At 47.5% G+C, this 17,018-nt stretch carries 17 protein-coding genes, 1 other RNA gene and 1 pseudogene; 4 read left to right on the top strand and 15 right to left on the bottom strand.

All coding sequences use genetic code 11. The annotated features are described in order from the left end of the window. Window positions 1–116: 116 nt before the first annotated feature. From EHV15_RS10200 to EHV15_RS10175, 6 genes and pseudogenes are all read right to left on the bottom strand, one after another. Window positions 117–341, bottom strand: coding sequence for a hypothetical protein (locus EHV15_RS10200; protein WP_128631094.1), 225 nt, complete (start codon window positions 339–341; stop codon window positions 117–119). 178 nt (window positions 342–519) lie between these two features. After that, window positions 520–1,182, bottom strand: a complete 663-nt coding sequence (locus EHV15_RS10195; protein WP_128631093.1) for a hypothetical protein — start codon at window positions 1,180–1,182, stop codon at window positions 520–522. 9 nt (window positions 1,183–1,191) lie between these two features. Next, window positions 1,192–2,421, bottom strand: coding sequence for an FtsX-like permease family protein (locus EHV15_RS10190; protein ID WP_128631092.1), 1,230 nt, complete (start codon window positions 2,419–2,421; stop codon window positions 1,192–1,194). Then, a pseudogene (locus EHV15_RS10185) lies at window positions 2,418–3,110 on the bottom strand (ABC transporter ATP-binding protein). The gene EHV15_RS10190 and the pseudogene EHV15_RS10185 overlap by 4 nt, the downstream one beginning before the upstream one ends. Before the next feature lie 309 nt (window positions 3,111–3,419). Continuing rightward, complete coding sequence (locus EHV15_RS10180; RefSeq protein ID WP_128631091.1) at window positions 3,420–3,791, bottom strand: hypothetical protein; 372 nt, start codon at window positions 3,789–3,791, stop codon at window positions 3,420–3,422. A 203-nt stretch (window positions 3,792–3,994) separates the two neighbouring features. Further along, window positions 3,995–5,158 (bottom strand): cobalamin-independent methionine synthase II family protein, encoded by a 1,164-nt coding sequence (locus tag EHV15_RS10175; protein WP_128631090.1) that lies wholly within the window; start codon window positions 5,156–5,158, stop codon window positions 3,995–3,997. Window positions 5,159–5,347: 189 nt separating this feature from the next. Between EHV15_RS10175 and EHV15_RS10170 the strand changes: the two genes are divergently transcribed. Beyond that, window positions 5,348–5,653: a hypothetical protein gene (locus EHV15_RS10170; RefSeq protein WP_128631089.1), complete on the top strand. Its 306-nt coding sequence runs from the start codon at window positions 5,348–5,350 to the stop codon at window positions 5,651–5,653. Between the two features lie 436 nt (window positions 5,654–6,089). On the opposite strand, the gene EHV15_RS10160 is transcribed toward EHV15_RS10170, so the two are convergent. From EHV15_RS10160 to EHV15_RS10125, 8 genes are all read right to left on the bottom strand, one after another. Beyond that, window positions 6,090–7,181, bottom strand: coding sequence for an SEC-C metal-binding domain-containing protein (locus EHV15_RS10160; RefSeq protein ID WP_128631087.1), 1,092 nt, complete (start codon window positions 7,179–7,181; stop codon window positions 6,090–6,092). A gap of 370 nt (window positions 7,182–7,551) precedes the next feature. Beyond that, complete coding sequence (locus EHV15_RS10155) at window positions 7,552–8,331, bottom strand: sensor domain-containing protein (protein WP_128631086.1); 780 nt, start codon at window positions 8,329–8,331, stop codon at window positions 7,552–7,554. A 253-nt stretch (window positions 8,332–8,584) separates the two neighbouring features. Then, complete coding sequence (locus EHV15_RS10150) at window positions 8,585–9,205, bottom strand: DUF4352 domain-containing protein (protein ID WP_128631085.1); 621 nt, start codon at window positions 9,203–9,205, stop codon at window positions 8,585–8,587. 185 nt (window positions 9,206–9,390) lie between these two features. Continuing rightward, window positions 9,391–9,603 (bottom strand): cold-shock protein, encoded by a 213-nt coding sequence (locus EHV15_RS10145; protein WP_128631084.1) that lies wholly within the window; start codon window positions 9,601–9,603, stop codon window positions 9,391–9,393. Between the two features lie 84 nt (window positions 9,604–9,687). Next, window positions 9,688–9,888 carry a cold-shock protein gene (locus tag EHV15_RS10140; RefSeq protein WP_036627035.1) on the bottom strand — a complete coding sequence of 67 codons (201 nt, stop codon included), beginning with the start codon at window positions 9,886–9,888 and terminating at the stop codon, window positions 9,688–9,690. Window positions 9,889–10,129: 241 nt separating this feature from the next. Further along, window positions 10,130–10,532: a transfer-messenger RNA gene (gene ssrA, locus EHV15_RS10135) on the bottom strand. Window positions 10,533–11,183: 651 nt separating this feature from the next. Then, on the bottom strand, window positions 11,184–11,663 hold the full coding sequence (gene smpB / locus EHV15_RS10130; protein ID WP_128631083.1) for an SsrA-binding protein SmpB: 480 nt from the start codon (window positions 11,661–11,663) through the stop codon (window positions 11,184–11,186). An 83-nt stretch (window positions 11,664–11,746) separates the two neighbouring features. Continuing rightward, a complete protein-coding gene (locus tag EHV15_RS10125) occupies window positions 11,747–12,940 on the bottom strand; it encodes an MFS transporter (RefSeq protein WP_246061450.1) in 1,194 nt (397 codons plus the stop codon). A 249-nt stretch (window positions 12,941–13,189) separates the two neighbouring features. Here EHV15_RS10125 and EHV15_RS10120 point away from each other — a divergent pair, with 249 nt between their 5' ends. From EHV15_RS10120 to EHV15_RS10110, 3 genes are all read left to right on the top strand, one after another. Then, window positions 13,190–13,885 (top strand): FadR/GntR family transcriptional regulator, encoded by a 696-nt coding sequence (locus EHV15_RS10120; protein WP_128631082.1) that lies wholly within the window; start codon window positions 13,190–13,192, stop codon window positions 13,883–13,885. A gap of 88 nt (window positions 13,886–13,973) precedes the next feature. Beyond that, window positions 13,974–15,341: a uracil-xanthine permease family protein gene (locus EHV15_RS10115; RefSeq protein WP_128631081.1), complete on the top strand. Its 1,368-nt coding sequence runs from the start codon at window positions 13,974–13,976 to the stop codon at window positions 15,339–15,341. 41 nt (window positions 15,342–15,382) lie between these two features. Continuing rightward, window positions 15,383–16,039, top strand: a complete 657-nt coding sequence (locus tag EHV15_RS10110; RefSeq protein WP_128631080.1) for an isochorismatase family protein — start codon at window positions 15,383–15,385, stop codon at window positions 16,037–16,039. A 102-nt stretch (window positions 16,040–16,141) separates the two neighbouring features. Here the strand turns inward: EHV15_RS10110 and EHV15_RS10105 are convergent, their stop codons facing one another. Beyond that, on the bottom strand, window positions 16,142–16,996 hold the full coding sequence (locus EHV15_RS10105) for a MurR/RpiR family transcriptional regulator (protein ID WP_128631079.1): 855 nt from the start codon (window positions 16,994–16,996) through the stop codon (window positions 16,142–16,144). Window positions 16,997–17,018: the final 22 nt, after the last annotated feature.

The raw sequence follows: 17,018 nt of genomic DNA, 5'->3' as shown, positions 1-17,018 counted from the left end.
CTTCACAGCATGAGTCCAAAGATTTAGCTCAGCGAAAGTTGTTAAAATTAGGGCATTTTTCTACCCAACTATTAATTAAATACCCCGTGGTCATTCAGTCACGGGGCTACATATCCTCAAATAACTCTTAATGTTGTGGCTAAAGTAATTAGCGCCGTTTTTTTGACCGTGTAATACTTTTGTCTCCCCCAGCCAAAGCTATTAATCAGAGCATCATCTATAGGCTCTTCCCTGCAAAAATACTTGGCTTCTACAAGCGATAACTGCTCAAAATCAAGTTCAAGTAGAGCTTTCTGCATTGGGTACATTCGCTCTTCTAAATCCTGCAGTTCTTGTTCCAATCGTTCGATTTTCTCTACAACCCTAATAAATGACGCTTCTATAGGATTATGAATACCTCAGCCCCCTGTCACTCCAGCAAGGTTTCCATAAGTTGCCGGTATATCCCTTATCACTAAAGCCACCAACCAATCACTGGTTGATGGCTTTTGCGTACTTTAATGAAGGCGAGTGGAGTTGTTAATATACTTTAAACTGCGATATCCCAGCCACTGCCTGACGGAAGGAGCCGCGAGAATAGTAGCGATATACCGTAACATGCAGAAGAAGAAAGGCAGATACGGTTACAGCGGCACTGGCCAGGCCGATTAGACCGTAGCCATAAGAGCTGTTGATATAATAGCTGTATGCAATCGTAAGGACTGCGGCATAAACAAATGGGACTCCAAAAATAACGCAGATTTTCCGATCAATCATCGTCTTCAGTTCCTCATCCAACAATCCAATTCGATGTAAGCTTCGGTACCGCTTGTTGTCGCTTAAGGATTCCATCTTCAATTTGAAGTGAATCATAGCGATTGCGAAGAAGTATAACAGCAGACAAGCATACAACACAACAAACGTTAGGAAATTGGAGCTTTGCTGCGCGGTTCGGTAAGCCGCTATTCGGGAACTAATCTGATAAAAACGGTCCTGCGGATCGCCCCCATTCAGTTCGTGCAGCTTCTTCGCCACATCCTCTACAACGCCTTTCGAATGCCGCCAATCGGCAAAATCATAAGCATGCAGAAACCCGCCGATTTTGTAGCTGTCACTTTGCGTAGCAATCCATGAGTAATCCTGCGAGTTGACCAGCAAAACTTGGTCGGATATGCTGTTGATCTGTCCAAACAAGGGGTCCATTACTGTGCCCTAAACAGAGAAGGTTCTTGCCCCTTCGAATGAATCTATCCTATTCGTTACATGTTCATACCCATCGTTGACATCGTAGGGATATACATAAAGGACCGAACCTTTCTGAACCCTGTAGCTCTTCAACAACAGCTTGTTAATATCAGCAACGTCAAAGACCGTGTTGTCATTGTTCCTGACAAATTTTATCTTATCCTCACGGACAACCCGATTATCATGAGCTTCTGCAATTTTCCGGACTTCATTATCTCCCAGCGGCTGATAGCTGCCTTTGATCTCCGTGTAGACCATATGGTACGGGTGATAGGTCACCGCATTATGTGTGAAGTTGGGGTAAGTTACCAGACTGAACATCATAAAGAACAGGATTGCAAAGAAAATCCAACTCGTCACAAAAAAGATGGTTCGGTTTTTGCGATAATAATATTTAATGTCCGACAGCAGAAAGAGCTGTTTTAGATAGGACTTAGGGCGCTTCCGCTTGTAGTAATCGATCAGTGCACTTCCGTTAAAAAAAATCAGCAGCGATCCCAGCACGCACACCAGTAAGCTGACGAACCAAATATTGCTCTGAATATGATAAAAGAAAACCATGATGCCAAAGGAAGCCACCGTTAACCCTGCGCCGACCGTGCACAGCCAGACCCCGGTACGCCCGCCGCTCTCCGTTTTATCGGTATATTTGATTTTCTCTAGTATGGTGCTCTTCAGCATGCCCAGCAGATTTACGGCCAACGACAGCATAAATATGCCTCCCGCATATAGCGCCGTTAGTTTATACGCTGTGAGAGAGACCATCATCGGGATGCCGTGAATTCCAATTCCATACCGGATAAATCCCCAGAAAAACAACAACAGCAGTGTACCCGCGCCCAGTCCGTATACCAGAAAGAGGATGCACAGCACCAGGTTTTCGACCAGAACCTGAACCCTAGCCTCGTTCTCCGTCATGCCAAGCGTCAGCAATATCCCGTACTCTTTCGACCTAACCTTCATAAATACACTGTGGGTATACGGAATAAACAGACAGCTGAACAGGACCACCAGCGCCGTCGGGGCGTAGATATTGCTCGAAATCATGGAATCGACTATTGTAGGGTTCTTAAAGGATTTATTGACAGATATGGCGATAAAGCTGTATAAAATCGCAACCGACGCCAAATTGCACAGAATAAACAGACGGTATTGCTGAATGTTCGCCTTGAACATTCTGAGGGCGAGCGTTCTCATACGCGACCTCTTTGCAGCACATCCAGAATTCGATTCATAAACTTCTCCTTATCGTCGCTTTGTCTGCTGATCTCACCCAGCACGGAACCGTCTTGCAAGAAGATCACCCTCTGACAGTGGCGGGCGGAGAAAAGATCATGCGTAACCATGAGAATGCTCGCCTCGCGGGTCTGATGGATTAGCTCGAAATAGGATAGAACCTTCTCAGAGGACTCAGAATCCAGATTCCCCGTAGGCTCATCGGCAAACAAAATCTCGGGATCTTTGATGATCGCGCGGCATATCGCGGCCCTCTGCTGCTGCCCGCCGGAAATCTCATAAGGATATTGATCGAGAATCGAGCCGATATCCAGCATCTCCGCCAGATGCTCTACCTCTGCCTCCCCCTCTTCCAATTTCTCCGTATTCTTGTCCAGAATCAGCGGAACCATGATGTTCTCTCGAACCGTCAGGCTGTTCAGCAGATTGAAATCCTGAAACACCATGCCGATATGGTTTCTCCGAAACAAAGAGAGTTCATTCTTCTTCATCGCACAGATATTGCGGCCGCTGATGAGGATATCTCCTTAATCGGATTTGTCGATGCCGGATGCCACGTTCAATAAGGTCGTTTTCCCGCTGCCCGAGGTTCCCATGATTCCCACAAATTCGTTGTTTCCCAGGACCATGTCCACGTTGTTTAGAGCCATGGTGTTCCGGTTCCCATGGATCCGATACTTCTTGGAGACCTGCTTCATTTCCAAAGCGTTCATAATCATCATCCTTCATGCTAATAAATTTCCCCTTTGATTCGGACGCTTCCATTGATTTTCCCTCATATATTCTAGAATACCTAGGCTAAAAGAGAGCCAAAAATTCAGAATTCCTCATTCGCCCATTAAAAAGTTGCTCTTGTTCTAATATACAAAAAATCCTCAACCTAATATAGATTGAGGATTTCACTAGATATAGAGGCGAACCGTGGCTATGCAAAACCACAATTCGCTGCAGCGTTATGCTTAGGTTGTTTGACGAGGTAGCTTGATGTTCTTATGGGAGGTCAGCAATTTGGAGAATTCGGGAAGGGGCCGTTTTTCTGCACGTTTTTGACGTGCCTTCTCATTTCTTGCATCTAACTTCGCTCTTTCTTCAGCTGACCTTACTTTGTATTTCTTGAGTTTACACTTTTGAACTATAACAGGACTCATGTCACAAGGAAATCGGCCAATTCTGGTAGTATGTATATAGTCAATACTTTCATTAGGAAGAACACACTTTTTGAGTTTTTCTAAAGAATCAACCATAACGTATTCTTCTCCACAATCAAAACAGTAAATACCAACTTCATCTTTCTTTAAATCACCGTTACAAAGAACACAAGTGAAGGTCATATATTCCCCCCTTATAATGACAATATTCCTACCAGTACCCCTACTCAATCGTTATCATCTGCTTTTTGCAAAATATTATATCATACAAAAAGCATAACCATAAGAAATGGTCATGCTTAGAACCACGAAGAACCCCTGTCCGAAGGCAACGCCACACAGGCTTCTACGGGTGTAGTGAAAGTTTTGATGTCACCCGAAAATCTTCACTTCGAGTTCCAATATTGCTGGGCAATTCTTTGTCCTTGATTAATTTTTGCCCACTGCTCAGCCTCGGTTAATTCATTACCACCATCACAAGAAGCAAATCCACATTGATGGGATAGCAACAATCTATCCTTGTCAATAATGCTCGATGCTTCATCAAGCAATCTGATTACACGCTCTTCATCATCAAGCGTATTCGTTTTAGATGACAACAAGCCAAGTACAATTTCTGTTTCCGGCTTATCCTTGAATACGGCAAGCGCCTCAAGTGAACCTGCGCGTTCATCGTCCCATTCCAGGAAGAAACGGTCATATTTAAGCTGCTTCAAGAACAGATTAGCAATTTTCACATATGAGCCGCCCCCCATATTACGGGAATCATAGTTGCCACGACAGTTGTGCGTCCACATTTTTAAACCTAAACGATGACCAAAATCAATCAATGTATTGTTAATGTCAATAAATTCAGTAGCAAGAGCTTGTACTTCCTCTTGATTGATATTTTCACCGGTATACGGAGAATTCGGGTTGTCATCCGCAAACAGTTCCCATAAGCAATCGTCAAATTGCAGAATTTTCCCTCCAGCAGCAGCAAATTCCTCCACAAATTCCTTATATGCCTTGACGAGGCCGTTTTTAAGCTCATGTCTATTTTTATAAACCGCATCTTTGCCGCCAATGTTATCCGACCATGACAACTCACCAAAAATATGTGATGGAGAAGGTACGCACAGCTTCGTTTCACGGTCGCCAGCAAGAGCTTGGAATTTTTTGAATATTCCAATAAAATGATGGTTTTTTCCGCTCAATTCACCTGTAATGCGCAAACCAATATCTTTTCGCGTCTCATATTTCGAACTTCCATCAACGTCACGGAAAAAATACCCATGATCCGCAATATAGCGGTTAATTCCTTGAAATCCCCAAACAAAATCCAGATGCCACATGGATTTGGAATATTCACCATCAGTAATAACCGACAAATCATGCTCAATTTCTTTTTCAATTACAGCCTGAATGGCCTCTGTTTCACACTGCTCGTAGCCCTCAAAATCTTGATAAAATGGATAGCTGATATCATCCCGATGTTCTATTTGTGTTTTATATTTTAATAGTTCAGACGGTCGCAACAAGCTACCTACGATTTGAAATTTGCTGCTCATTCAAAAAACCTCCCCGATCTGTCTCATGTTAAATCGTAATGCTTTGATTGTAGCATGGAAGAGGATTTTTTACGTAACACTCAAAAGTCATAACTAGCTATAGCTAATAGCTATAACGGGTAATCACTCCCTTATAGGCTTCTGCATATGATGGAGAAAATGAATGAATCTGAAATGGAGGTCACGACCATGAGCTTGCAACAGCAGGGACAACAAGAACAAACACTGTATCGAATGGATCCAACTACTAGGCATAACTTAAAATCCATTCAAGATCATATAGCAAATATATGTAACAGTCATGTTAATACACTTGTTCGAGTGGAGACCGTAGATGGCGATGTTTTTGAAGGATTACTTATCCAATGCGAAAGGGGAATTCTTTACTTAAGACTACCCAGCCATGAGACTAGTCGAGGTTTTGTTCCTGGTTTCCAAAATGATTTCGTTTTACCCCTAGTGTTGTTCAATTTACTCGCCATTTCATTATTATAGGCCTGATCAAACCTAATCCTCTAATTAAGGAGTGAAATCTTATGGCATTTACACCGCCTTTTGGACCACAAGGAACACAGCGGCCACCATCCGCCCCTCCTCCACAATTCATACCACCGCAACCTGCTGCTACAGCGTTCGCCATCGACCCCGGAGCTATTGCCGGTTGTTTATTCCGCAACACATTTGTGTGGCTGAGAAATGGGAACGCGTTCTGGTTCTTCCCAACCTTTGTAGGACGTACATCCGTTGCGGGTTTTAGATGGACCGGTCGAACATGGGTGTTTACTGGAGTCGATCTAAGAAGCATTGTGTCGTTTACTTGTTTTTAGAGAAGAAAAATGCTAGCCCAGCACCTTATCGGTGCCGGGCTGTTGTTTTCTAAATTCACCGTTTCATTTCATGCTACAAAAATCCATTGCGTTCAGTTCCCCGCCTACGCGCCGCAGCATTTCTTATACTTCTTCCCGCTTCCGCAAGGACAAGGATCGTTGCGTCCTACTTTATTCGGATTAGTATAAGGTATGCTCAGGCTACCTTGGAGTTTGGGGCTGACAAACATTTGTTCCAGTTCCTTCTCACGCCTGGCCAGCCGCGCTTCTTCCATATCAAGCTCCTTCTTCCATTGCGGTAATGAAGGATGCGGCGTGTTTGAGATTACGCAGTAAGCATAAATCGACTCCGTAAGGCTCATTAGTCCCCGGTCGTAACCTCCTTCCACCATCGCCTGGACTAACGGAAGGCCCTTGCTTGATCCTAGCTCGCATAGACCATCCGCCAACCTGGTCGCATAGGTAAGATTCTGTTCTTCCGGCAGCAGCGTTAGCAATGCCTCTTCCGAGGCGGACAGCTTGATTTTACCGAACACATCGGAAGCATACAGCCGGAAATATTCCCCGTTAGCAGCAAAATACCGGTCGGCCAGCGTCGTCACAACCGAGGTTGTCCCGATATGAACAAGCGCCTCTACAGCCTTCTCTGGAAGCCAATCATCCTCCGCTCCCAATAAGCCGCACAACAAAGGAATGGCCGCTTCCAGCTTCATTGCACCCGCCAGCTGAACAAAATAGGCGGTTTCATAGCTTAAGTCCTCCGGATTATAAGCATCCAGCTTCTGCAGTACAGCATCGGGATCGATACACGTCCGACGAGACAACTCATTCACGATTTCGTCACCATACGTTGTATCAAACTCATTTACAAATTTATCGGTGGTTTGCTCAATAAACAATTGGAAGGCGCTTACTAGTTCCTGATCGTCCATAATCGAAAGATTGCGCTTTTGCTGCACCCGTTTTTTCCAAAGCGGATCTTTATCGATGAACTCCACAAAGGGCTCCAACAACTGGGGATCGCTATGATACAACATATTCTTCAAGTGGAATTTCGTATTATCATCGTATGCCGTTGACTGACACAAGGCCAGCAACTCGCGGATCGTCTCTTCGGTTTGCGGGAACTTATATCCACGGAACAAATGAACTTGGGCCTGCTTAGATTGCTTCAGTTTTTCTAACAAAAGCGGCATTAAAGCAGTATCATTTTCATATAAAAAGCTGTCTTCAAAATATCTAAGAGCGGTATTGCTTACAATATGCTCCGGATGCAGGATATAACTCTTTACTTGTTCAGGATGGAACATAAACATTTCCCTTTCTTATCATAAATCGTCATTTTGCTGCAGTCTACATACGATTATAGCACATCTAAGGTAACGGTCACTTACCGCAAGCAAGTATGATATCCAAGTTCACATCCATCCATATTGAGATTGTTAACCATGATTTATACCGCTTCAGCGGATACGGCGGCGCGGCTGCAGCGTGTAATAGAAAAATGAGTTCTGTCATCGTGACAGAACTCGCTGAGTATTATTACTAGACTTCTAAAGCTCTCTTTTAAGCAAGCCACACCTTCTCTTGCGTGGGTTGATCTCCATGATACGTTTCATAATGCGACTGATCGGGCGCATGGAATTGTGCTTCAACTGGCTTTGACGACGGCTGATAGGACTCGTCCACATACATGATTCTACGCTGAATTTGCATGAGCCCGTTCACGACGCGAAGCGCAATCCAAAAAAGTACAAGACCAACGCCTACGTATAGCAGATATTGCTGATTATAAGTCCAATCGATATGAAAATAACGAAACAAGTTGTTCTCCAGAATATCCAGCTGCATTTCATTCATTAAAATGATATGCACGACGGGAAGAGCAATAAGTCCGAGTCCTAATGCAATAACCGTCACCATCACAACGAAAAAGACAATGCCTGTTATAAATCTAAGTAATACGAGCATCAGATTTCTAATGAATAGTCCACCGTCAAACCCCTTCACCATTCGCTTCAACCAATTCTGCCCAACTTCAGGCTGTAGATGGTTTGGAACCGAAACAGGAGGAACCGGTAAACCTAAAATATGGCGAATTAGGCTTTGTTCAAAATTTACAATCCCATTCAACAGCTTAGCTACTCCAAAAAACAGCGGTATCCCGATAAATATCGGAGTCAAACCGATGGATAGGGCAAGCCCCGTGATCGCTAGTGTCAAATAGATTATCCCTAACGGGAGTGACAGCAATAAATAGAGAATCGTCGCATAGGTTTTGGGATTAAAAAGCACCCAATTCACCTTACCCGCCCGCGCTATTGTCGTCGCTTCTACTGCTTTCAATTCAAACACTCCTTTGGCTTCATAAGTCACGCTCTGAGTTATAAACCCATTATAACTACCTTATTTGCCCGGCATAACCGTCTTAGGGGGGTGTCTGAACCTGGACTTTAGGCTAGGGTTGGGGGGAGATTCACTAGCGAACGAAAGACGGATACAGGTTTCATTGAAGCGATGGAACTCTCAAAAAAAACCGCAAGCCCTGGGGAGAAATCCCTTACGCTTGCGGTTTCTTTCATACTAGCGGCAACTTCAGCTATCTTAAATTAATAGTGGCCTTGTCCTTATCTTTTGCCAGGTTTAGAATCAAACCATCTTCTGATTTAGCTACTTCGTCAGGAACTTCCATTACAACAAAGCCGGTTTTTGAAGACAGTGGCTTAACACTTTCTTTGCTAAGGTCCTTATCTATCATCGTGATCGTATATGTATACTCATATTTGTCCTTAAATATCGCCTTCATTTCGACTCCGCCAATCATTGACGTAAAGTTGTCTGCTTCCGTTCCTTCATTGGTAACCGTATAATTTAAAATTAGAAACTTATTGCCCTCGTCCGCACTAGAAGAAAAGTATTCATCACTGACTTTTTGATTGAATTCAAAGGAGTCCAGCACAACTTCCCAATTGCCCAAATTGAACTTGTCCCCTACTTTGTAAGCAACCTCTTTCGGCTCTTCAGGCTCCTTAGCCGGTTCTGCTGTATCAGCGTCACCTGTTTGCTCATTATTTACGTTCTCTGCAGCGCCTTGATCCTTTACAGAGTTATTAGCATTCTGCGTTCCTGTTGATGCAGGCGCAGTACTCGCAGTACCTCCACATGCAGTAACCAGTAATAACAGTGCCAAAAGTAACATTCCCAAACTAGTTTTTCTCAAAACTCTACTCCCCCTTTTCTACATATTACCACATATTACGAGTTTTTTGGTTCCTAGGTTTCATTTTTTTCAACATTCTGCCTTTCGCTCGTCCCAAATTTCATCAAAAATAAGATGCAAAAAAAGCGACCAATCACGGTCGCTTTTTCTCATGCTAAATATGAAGGCGAGGGGAATCGCCCCATCTAGTTTTTCGTCTGATTAGGGCTTGTATTCGCTAGGACCGGCAGCATTTTCTCGCCTTTCTCCATGAAGGAATTGCATTGGGCACACTTTGGCTGAGCCAAAAAAACGAAGTTATCCCTCATCCATCCGTTGCACTTTTCATTGGTGCATGACCATATCATTGTCATTTCCTCTGGAAGATCACTCGTTAGTCTTTTCCGTGAATAGTACAAGTGGCGTCCTTCTTTCTCTCCAGGAATAATGTGCGAAAAAAAAGCCCCAACACGAGGTTTGGGGCTTTGCAATAGCAGTCTTACTTACAGTTTAACAACATTTTCGGCCTGAGGGCCGCGATTGCCTTGTACGACGTTAAATTCAACGCGTTGTCCTTCGTCCAACGATTTAAATCCGTCGCCAACAATCGCGCTGAAGTGCACGAATACGTCACTGCCGCCTTCAACCTCGATGAAACCAAAGCCTTTTTCTGCATTAAACCATTTTACTGTTCCTGTTTCCATGATTCATTACCTCCACATGTTCATTTTGATATCCTTTAAAATTTCCAAAAAAAATCACATATTATACAAGGTTACACCCATTAAAATTATAACCCTCTACAATATGTGACTTCAGGTCGAAATTCCAATGAACTAATTATAGCACATCTGAAGTTGGTTTACAACTTTCCATACTGCTTAGCTATTTAATCATAAAAAAATGCAAAAAAGCGACCTGTCTCGGCCGCTTTTTCAGTGGTACATATGGAGGCGAGGGGAGTCGAACCCCTGTCCGAAGGCAACGCCACATAGGTTTCTACGGGTGTAGTGACAGTTTTGATGTCACCCGAAAGCATTGCGAAGCAATGCTAGCATCGTAAGCGATACTCGGACTCCCTGTCACCGGATTCCCTTCGGGTCAGCCTGATTATCTTCTTCCGCCAGCCCCAGGCGGAGACCAGACGGCGTATCCCACTAAAGTTGGGCCCTATTCCCGGCACATGGGCGATGCAGAGATAGAGCTAGCACGCAGGTTATTAAGCTGCGAAAGCTAAGTTGTTGTTTTGTTTGCCGTTTAATTGGCTTTAGCGTTGATAAAGCGGACGCGTCCCCACTACCCGCTACCCATGCTCGATCTACCCCCGTCGAATCCAAAAAACGCCCCCGAATTTTGAATTAAACGGCTGAGCATGGAGTGCTGTAATCACACTGTTGTGATACGAACTGCATTTTGTGTTACGAACTTAGTATAGCACATTTTGTGCGTCAAATGGCTTGTAGGTTGCTGGAAACTCAACTAAGTTAGGGAATTTTATTGTACCAATTCACCGTAAGGAAAGCAAGCTCCATAACACCTCTATTATGAACGCAGCCCACAATATTAAATATGACTCTGACTTCCACGTCAGAGCGATCCCCCTTCTTTCATGGGCCGAAGCACCGAGAACATCGGCTCTTTCCAATCTGTGAACGCTGCTCTAACGGACACCAGCGACCTTATCCGCCCATTTCCCGGGTATTTCCCAGCCTAACGGACACACATGACTCTATTTGGCTCAAAACCAGTTCATCCTGGCCGATTTGAGATAAATAAGGTCATCTGTGTCCGTTACATTTTGCGAACCTCCGTTTTTCCGAAAATAACGGCTCTGGTGTCCCTTAGCCTCCCGATTTCTCTTCTCCTCCCCTCTCTACCTGCACATCGCCCTCTACACCGCCGGAAAATCAACAAATTCTGAATATAATCCCCAAAAAAACCTCAGACTCACCATGAAACCATGGTTAAATCTGAGGTTTTCATCATTATATAGGGTTAACTAACGAGCCACCTTCTGCTTCTCCCGCAGCGCCCGCTGGATATCGCGCTGGGCGTCGCGTTTGGCGGCGGAGTCGCGCTTGTCGTATTGCTTTTTCCCTTTGCCCAAGCCCAGGAGCAGCTTCGCGTAGCCGTTGCGGACGTAAATCTTCAGCGGCACGATCGTGTAGCCTTCCTGCTTGGACAACCCGAGCAGCTTGCTGATTTGCGCTTTATGCATCAACAGTTTGCGCGTCCGTGTCGGGTCGATCGGATTAAACCGGTTGCCCTGCTCGAACGGGCTGATATGCATGTTGTGGATATGGATCTCGCCGTTCCGGATCGTTGCAAACGCGTCCCCGATATTCACGCGGGCATTGCGGATTGACTTAATCTCCGTCCCGGTGAGCACCATCCCCGCTTCGTAGGTATCTTCGATGAAATAATCATGGGAAGCTTTTTTGTTTTGCGCCAGTACCTTGCCATCATTTTTCTTGCCCATGTTCATCCTCCTCCTGAAGCCCCACGGGGCAGTGTTTACCAGACATTTATTGTATCAACTCCGGCGGTTAAAAGCAAGAATGCTCACCCCCGGACCTTACGAATCAATACCGAACACAACAAGGCAAGCGAAAGAACGCCGGCAAACACTAGAAAAGGTAAAGAAGAGCGATTCATCTCCAATAAATTGGCCGTAAGAATCGGACCCGCGCTCGCCCCAGCGAATAACACAAAAGTATATAAGGATGTCGCAACCCCTCTGTTCCCGCTCCCGATTTCTCCGATCAGCGAAATCAGCGAAGGCACGGTCACGGCAATGCCGGCCACGAACGCGACGCTCGTCACGGCATAAACTACCACCGACTGAACAGAAGACATCATGACCAAAGCCGCGATCGAGCAAATGAGTCCGGTGCGAAGCACGGGCAGCATCCCCCATTTACGGCACATCCGCCCGGCAAAGAAGGAAAGAAACATCCCGAGCATGCCCAGCGAGCGCACGCCCAGAATTTCCATCTCGCTCAGCGAATACGGCGGTTTGCCGAGAAAGGCGCCCATCGCGCTGTACATGCCCACAAAGCAGAGCAGAATCGTCACCGTAATGCCATAACATAACAAAAGATTTCGATTCGACAACACGGCATACCACCGGCGATCCTGCCCCAAGCGGCCTTGCCGCACCTGTTCCGCCGGAACAGGCGGCAGCCAAACGATCACGAGGCATAATAGCGCAACATAACCAAGCGCCAGCAGCCTAAACACCCAAGGCCATTCCAGCAGCGCGGCAAGCGAGCTCGCCCAAACCTGCCCAAAGATCCCCGCCATTAAAAAGCCCGAGCTAATAAATCCTATAGCCGTCACTCTTTGCTCCACGGGGAAAACCTCTCCCGCATAAGTTAAGGCCACGGGCGAAAATGTCGCGGCCGCCGCCCCCTGCAAACATCGCAACGCGATCAATCCTCCGAAGCTTTCCACAAATCCCAGACACGCGGTGGCCAGAACCAACACGGCAAGCCCCGCGACGATTACTCTTTTTCGGCCAAGCCGGTTCGATAAAGGACCATAGACCAGACAACCAACGGCAAAAAACAAGGAAAAAGCGCTCCCCGCCAAAGCCGATTCACTTGTCCCGACGTGAAATGCCCCGGCAAACACGGGAAGAAGGGGGACCGTAACATATAAGGAAGACAGGATGAGCAAGGCGGCCCCAAATAACAGCCACCGGATCAGCGTGTAATTGGTGTGAACCCATGGCGGGTTATCCATTCTAGTTTTCATAGGCGCTCCTATTATTCAAAAATAATAAAAATGAGTAGATCATCAGATGTTTGATCGTAGGATCGTAATTAAGAATACGCTCGTTTTAGAGTTCATGTCAAGGATATATGTCAGGTTTTATAACACAATCCTAAAAAACTTCTTGTTTTTCGACATTTTTCCGCATATAATGTGAACCAACAAATGAAAACAAGTAGTTAAATTTTCACTCAATGTAATATTACCTAACACAAAAGGAGGCGGCACATCATTACTCACATCGAATTCAAAGCCATACCCCGGCGAAAATTGGTCGATGAAGTGTTGGATCAAATGCAAACACTCATCCGGTCGGGCCGTTACAAAAGCGGGGACAAGCTACCGCCGGAACCCGAATTGATGAAGCTGCTCGCGGTGGGGAGATCCACCGTCCGGGAAGCGGTCAAGGTGTTGACGCATGCCGGTTTGCTGGAAGTGTGCCAAGGAGACGGGACCTATATTCGCTCCTCTTCCACAGGTCTTGCCGCAGTAAGCCAAACCCTAACTCCGAAGAACTATGCTCATATTCTCGAGGCGCGCAGGATTCTCGAAATCGAAGTTACCGGACTAGCCGCCTTAAGAAGAACGGATGCGGATCTTGAAGTGATGCGCTCTTTTCTGAATCAACGAAACGATGCGCTGGAGAAGGGGCGGTACGCGGAATACGTTGAAGCGGATATTTCCTTTCACATCGCGGTGGCCCAGGCTGGCAAAAACGAAGTTCTCCTGGAAATGTACAAGGTCGTGGCCGAAAGCTTGAAGGAAATGCTCAGCCAATTGATTCTGGACACACGGCAGTACGAAGATAACACGGTTTACCATGAAGCGGTTTATGCCGCCATTGAGGCGGGAAATAGCGATGAAGCCAGAAAATCCGCCATTCAGAATCTCGACGCGGTCCATCGCTCTCAAGTTTACCATTTCTAAACATCTGATGATCTCTTCTTTAATAACAAACATCCGATGATATGTTGAATTGCTCTGTTCGAAAATAAAACCTAGGGGTGAATAAGCTATGAATCATGAGCACGAGAATAACGAAACTTTGCAAGTCGGCATTGAGGAGAAACTCTCCATCGGCGCCAATCTGACCTACGGTTTTCAGCATCTGCTGGCGCTTACAGGCATCTTTCTTTTCCCGGTATTAATCGGCCAGGCTTTGAACCTGGAGTTTCAAACGATAGGTTATTTGATTCAAGCCTGTTTCTTGACGACAGGGCTCGTGACGATTCTGCAATCGGGAAAAATGCTGCGGCTCCCCGTCGTGCAAGGGCCGACCGCCGCGTTTTTCGTGGCCGTGCTTTCCGCAAGCGCCAGCGTCGGCTTGGGGACGGCCTTCGGATCGATGGCGGTGGCGGGCATCATTTTTATGCTCCTCGCCCTACCGATCCGCAAATTCGGTCTAATCGGCCATATTAACAAATTCATCGCCCCGCCGATCGTTTATGGCACGCTGCTGATCATCATCGGCGCGCAGCTCGCCGACATCGGCCTTAAAAATTGGTTCGGCAGCGCGAATATGGGCGTCAATTTCGCCGCCTCCATCATCACGGTCGGCTGCGTGCTCGCCTTTATGATTTTTGGCGGCAACACGATCCTGCGCCGGGGCGCACTCCTGTGGGGGATTATTGCCGGAACCTTGTTTTTCGCGGTGTTCGGCAGCGTCGATTTCTCGGCGGTGGCCACGGCCGGCTGGTTCCGTTTGCCGGAGATTTTCCCGTTTGGTTTCGGCGTTTCCATCCCCGTCGTTATTCTGATGCTGCTGGCTTTCCTGCAGGCTTCCGCGGAAGCGGTAGGCATGTATACCCTGCTGACCAAATGGGGGAAACAAGAACTCGACAGCACCCGGGTTAACCGCGGTTTGTTCGGTGAATTTCTCGGCTGTACCCTGGGCGCCGTCTTTGGCGGGCTGGGCACAACCTCTTACCCGGAAAATATCGGTATCGTCCGCGTCTCGGGCATCGGCAGCCGCTATGTCACCATGACCGCCGGCATCATGGCCGTTATTTTGGGCCTGATTCCCAAAGTCGGCTTGTTTATCGCCTCCCTGCCCAGCGCCGTTTTATCCGCGGCTTCCACGATTTTGTTCGGCATTATCGCCATCAGCGGGATTCAAATGGTCAGCAAGGTTAAGTGGGATGAACTGAATCTCGCCGTCGCCGGCTCCTCCTTTATTATCTCGCTCGGAACGATGTATTTGCCCGCCGAGCTTACAGCCGGCTTGCCGCTGGCTATCCAGAGCGTCGTCACCCAGCCGATGCTGGTAGGTGTAGTTATGCTGATCGTTTTAAACACGGTAGTTAATGTATGGATTCGTCCCGTGCTCGAACGGCGCGCGTCGGCAAACGGTTCACAGGACTCCATTCCCACAGAGGCCGCCTGACGCGGCATATTCAATCCGACTTATAAGGAGAGTGTTTCTATATGAGCTTGAAAAACAAAGTAAAATGGGAGATGGATCCCGCGAGAACAGCCGTCATTGTAGTGGATATGCAAAACGTGTTCTGCAAACCGGACGGAGCGCTTTATGTGCCGCGGACCGCAGGGATCGTCGACAACATCCGGCAGCTCACCGGCGCGGCCAGAACGGCGGGCATGCCCGTGATCTACCTGCGCCATATCGTCCGGGGAGACGGCAGCGACACCGGAAGAATGAAAGACATGTATCCGAATGTGAACGAGATCCTGAAACGCGGCACCCCCGGCGTAGAAATTATTGAAGAATTAACCCCGCTCCCCCAGGATATTATCGTTGATAAGCTGTTTTACAGCGGTTTTCATGATACCGATCTGGATACGATCCTGCGGGCAAAAGATATTAACACGATCATCATCTGCGGCACCGTAACCAACGTTTGCTGCGAAACGACCGTCAGAGACGGGGCGCACCGGGAATATAAAGTAATCTTTCTAAGCGACGCAAACGCCGCCATGGATTACCCGGACATGGGCTGGGGGGATATTTCCGCCGAGGAAATCCAGCGCGTAACGCTGACCGTCATCGCTTACGAATTCGGTCAAGTCAGTTCAACCGCCGAGGTTCTTAACGAAATTGACACGAAAACAAAAGCGGCCCGCTGATGGGAATCAGGGGCTCTCAATCTCAACGCAGCAAATGCATTCATCCGGCAGGGTGAGTGCTTTTTTTATTTTCCGCCGTTCCCTACGCTCTTAACTCCCTCCTCACGCCTTCCCCCGCGGCAGCTTGTCGGCATACCTCGCCCGCAGCTCGCCCAGATATTCCAGCTTGGACAGCACTTTTTCCTTATTGAACAAGCCGATGCTCAAAATCATCTGTTCGATCAGCAAAAGCGGCGTGACCATGGAGTGGAACTCTCCCATTTCGCCCCGGCTGACGTAAAAAGCCGCCTCCACCTGCGCCCCGTACCGGAACTCCTCGCGATCCGTGATCATCACAGCCGAGCAGCCCACCCGCTTTACGCAATCCAGGATCACCTCGGTTTCGGGAAGCAGCCGGGTGAAATTGAACAGCAGCACCACGTCCTCCCGCTGCACATGCGCCAGCGACTCCAGCAGCTCATGCCCGCTGGCCGCCATCATCCGCACCGACATCCCAAACCGGGACAAGCGGTAAAACAGCAGGTCCCCCAAAGCCAGCGCCGGCCCGGGCGCGTACACGTAAATCCGCCGGGCCCCGGCCATCAGCGAAGCGGCCAGCTTCAGCTCCTCCGGGTCCGTCTGCTCCGCCGTTTCCCGCAGGTGGACCAGCGATTGCTCCAGCATCTGCAGCGGCAGGCTGGCCGGATCCATCTGCGAAATCGTCTTCTCCAGCTTCACCGCCGGGGGCGTGTCGGCAGCAGACCGCAGCTTCAGCCTGAATTCTTTGCCGTTCTCGTATCCCGCCGCACGCCAAAACCTCGACACCGTGGCGATGCTGGTGCCAATCCGGTCAGCAATCTCCTGCTCGGTCATAAACAGCACCTCGTCCGGATGCCGTTCGATGAAATCGGCGATTTTCAACTGGCCGGGCGAAAACCCGGATTTATCGGCAAACACTTGATTGCGGGTCAATGGCATAGCTATCAGCTCCTTGGGTCTT

It is taken from the genome of Paenibacillus oralis, from assembly GCF_003863965.1.
GTDB classification, from domain to species: Bacteria; Bacillota; Bacilli; order Paenibacillales; family Paenibacillaceae; genus Fontibacillus; species Fontibacillus oralis.
The sequence above is the reverse complement of the archived record's forward strand: the minus strand, read 5'-3'. Positions and strand labels throughout refer to the sequence as shown.

What these genes read in the sequence shown, in the direction of transcription:
- EHV15_RS10195 (WP_128631093.1), bottom strand. Translation starts at nt 1,182, where the DNA reads ATGGACCCCTTGTTTGGACAGATCAACAGCATATCCGACCAAGTTTTG.
- EHV15_RS10190 (WP_128631092.1), bottom strand. Translation starts at nt 2,421, where the DNA reads ATGAGAACGCTCGCCCTCAGAATGTTCAAGGCGAACATTCAGCAATAC.
- EHV15_RS10180 (WP_128631091.1), bottom strand. Translation starts at nt 3,791, where the DNA reads ATGACCTTCACTTGTGTTCTTTGTAACGGTGATTTAAAGAAAGATGAA.
- EHV15_RS10175 (WP_128631090.1), bottom strand. Translation starts at nt 5,158, where the DNA reads ATGAGCAGCAAATTTCAAATCGTAGGTAGCTTGTTGCGACCGTCTGAA.
- EHV15_RS10170 (WP_128631089.1), top strand. Translation starts at nt 5,348, where the DNA reads ATGAGCTTGCAACAGCAGGGACAACAAGAACAAACACTGTATCGAATG.
- EHV15_RS10160 (WP_128631087.1), bottom strand. Translation starts at nt 7,181, where the DNA reads ATGCCGCTTTTGTTAGAAAAACTGAAGCAATCTAAGCAGGCCCAAGTT.
- EHV15_RS10140 (WP_036627035.1), bottom strand. Translation starts at nt 9,888, where the DNA reads ATGGAAACAGGAACAGTAAAATGGTTTAATGCAGAAAAAGGCTTTGGT.
- smpB (WP_128631083.1), bottom strand. Translation starts at nt 11,663, where the DNA reads ATGGGCAAGAAAAATGATGGCAAGGTACTGGCGCAAAACAAAAAAGCT.
- EHV15_RS10125 (WP_246061450.1), bottom strand. Translation starts at nt 12,940, where the DNA reads ATGAAAACTAGAATGGATAACCCGCCATGGGTTCACACCAATTACACG.
- EHV15_RS10115 (WP_128631081.1), top strand. Translation starts at nt 13,974, where the DNA reads ATGAATCATGAGCACGAGAATAACGAAACTTTGCAAGTCGGCATTGAG.
- EHV15_RS10110 (WP_128631080.1), top strand. Translation starts at nt 15,383, where the DNA reads ATGAGCTTGAAAAACAAAGTAAAATGGGAGATGGATCCCGCGAGAACA.
- EHV15_RS10105 (WP_128631079.1), bottom strand. Translation starts at nt 16,996, where the DNA reads ATGCCATTGACCCGCAATCAAGTGTTTGCCGATAAATCCGGGTTTTCG.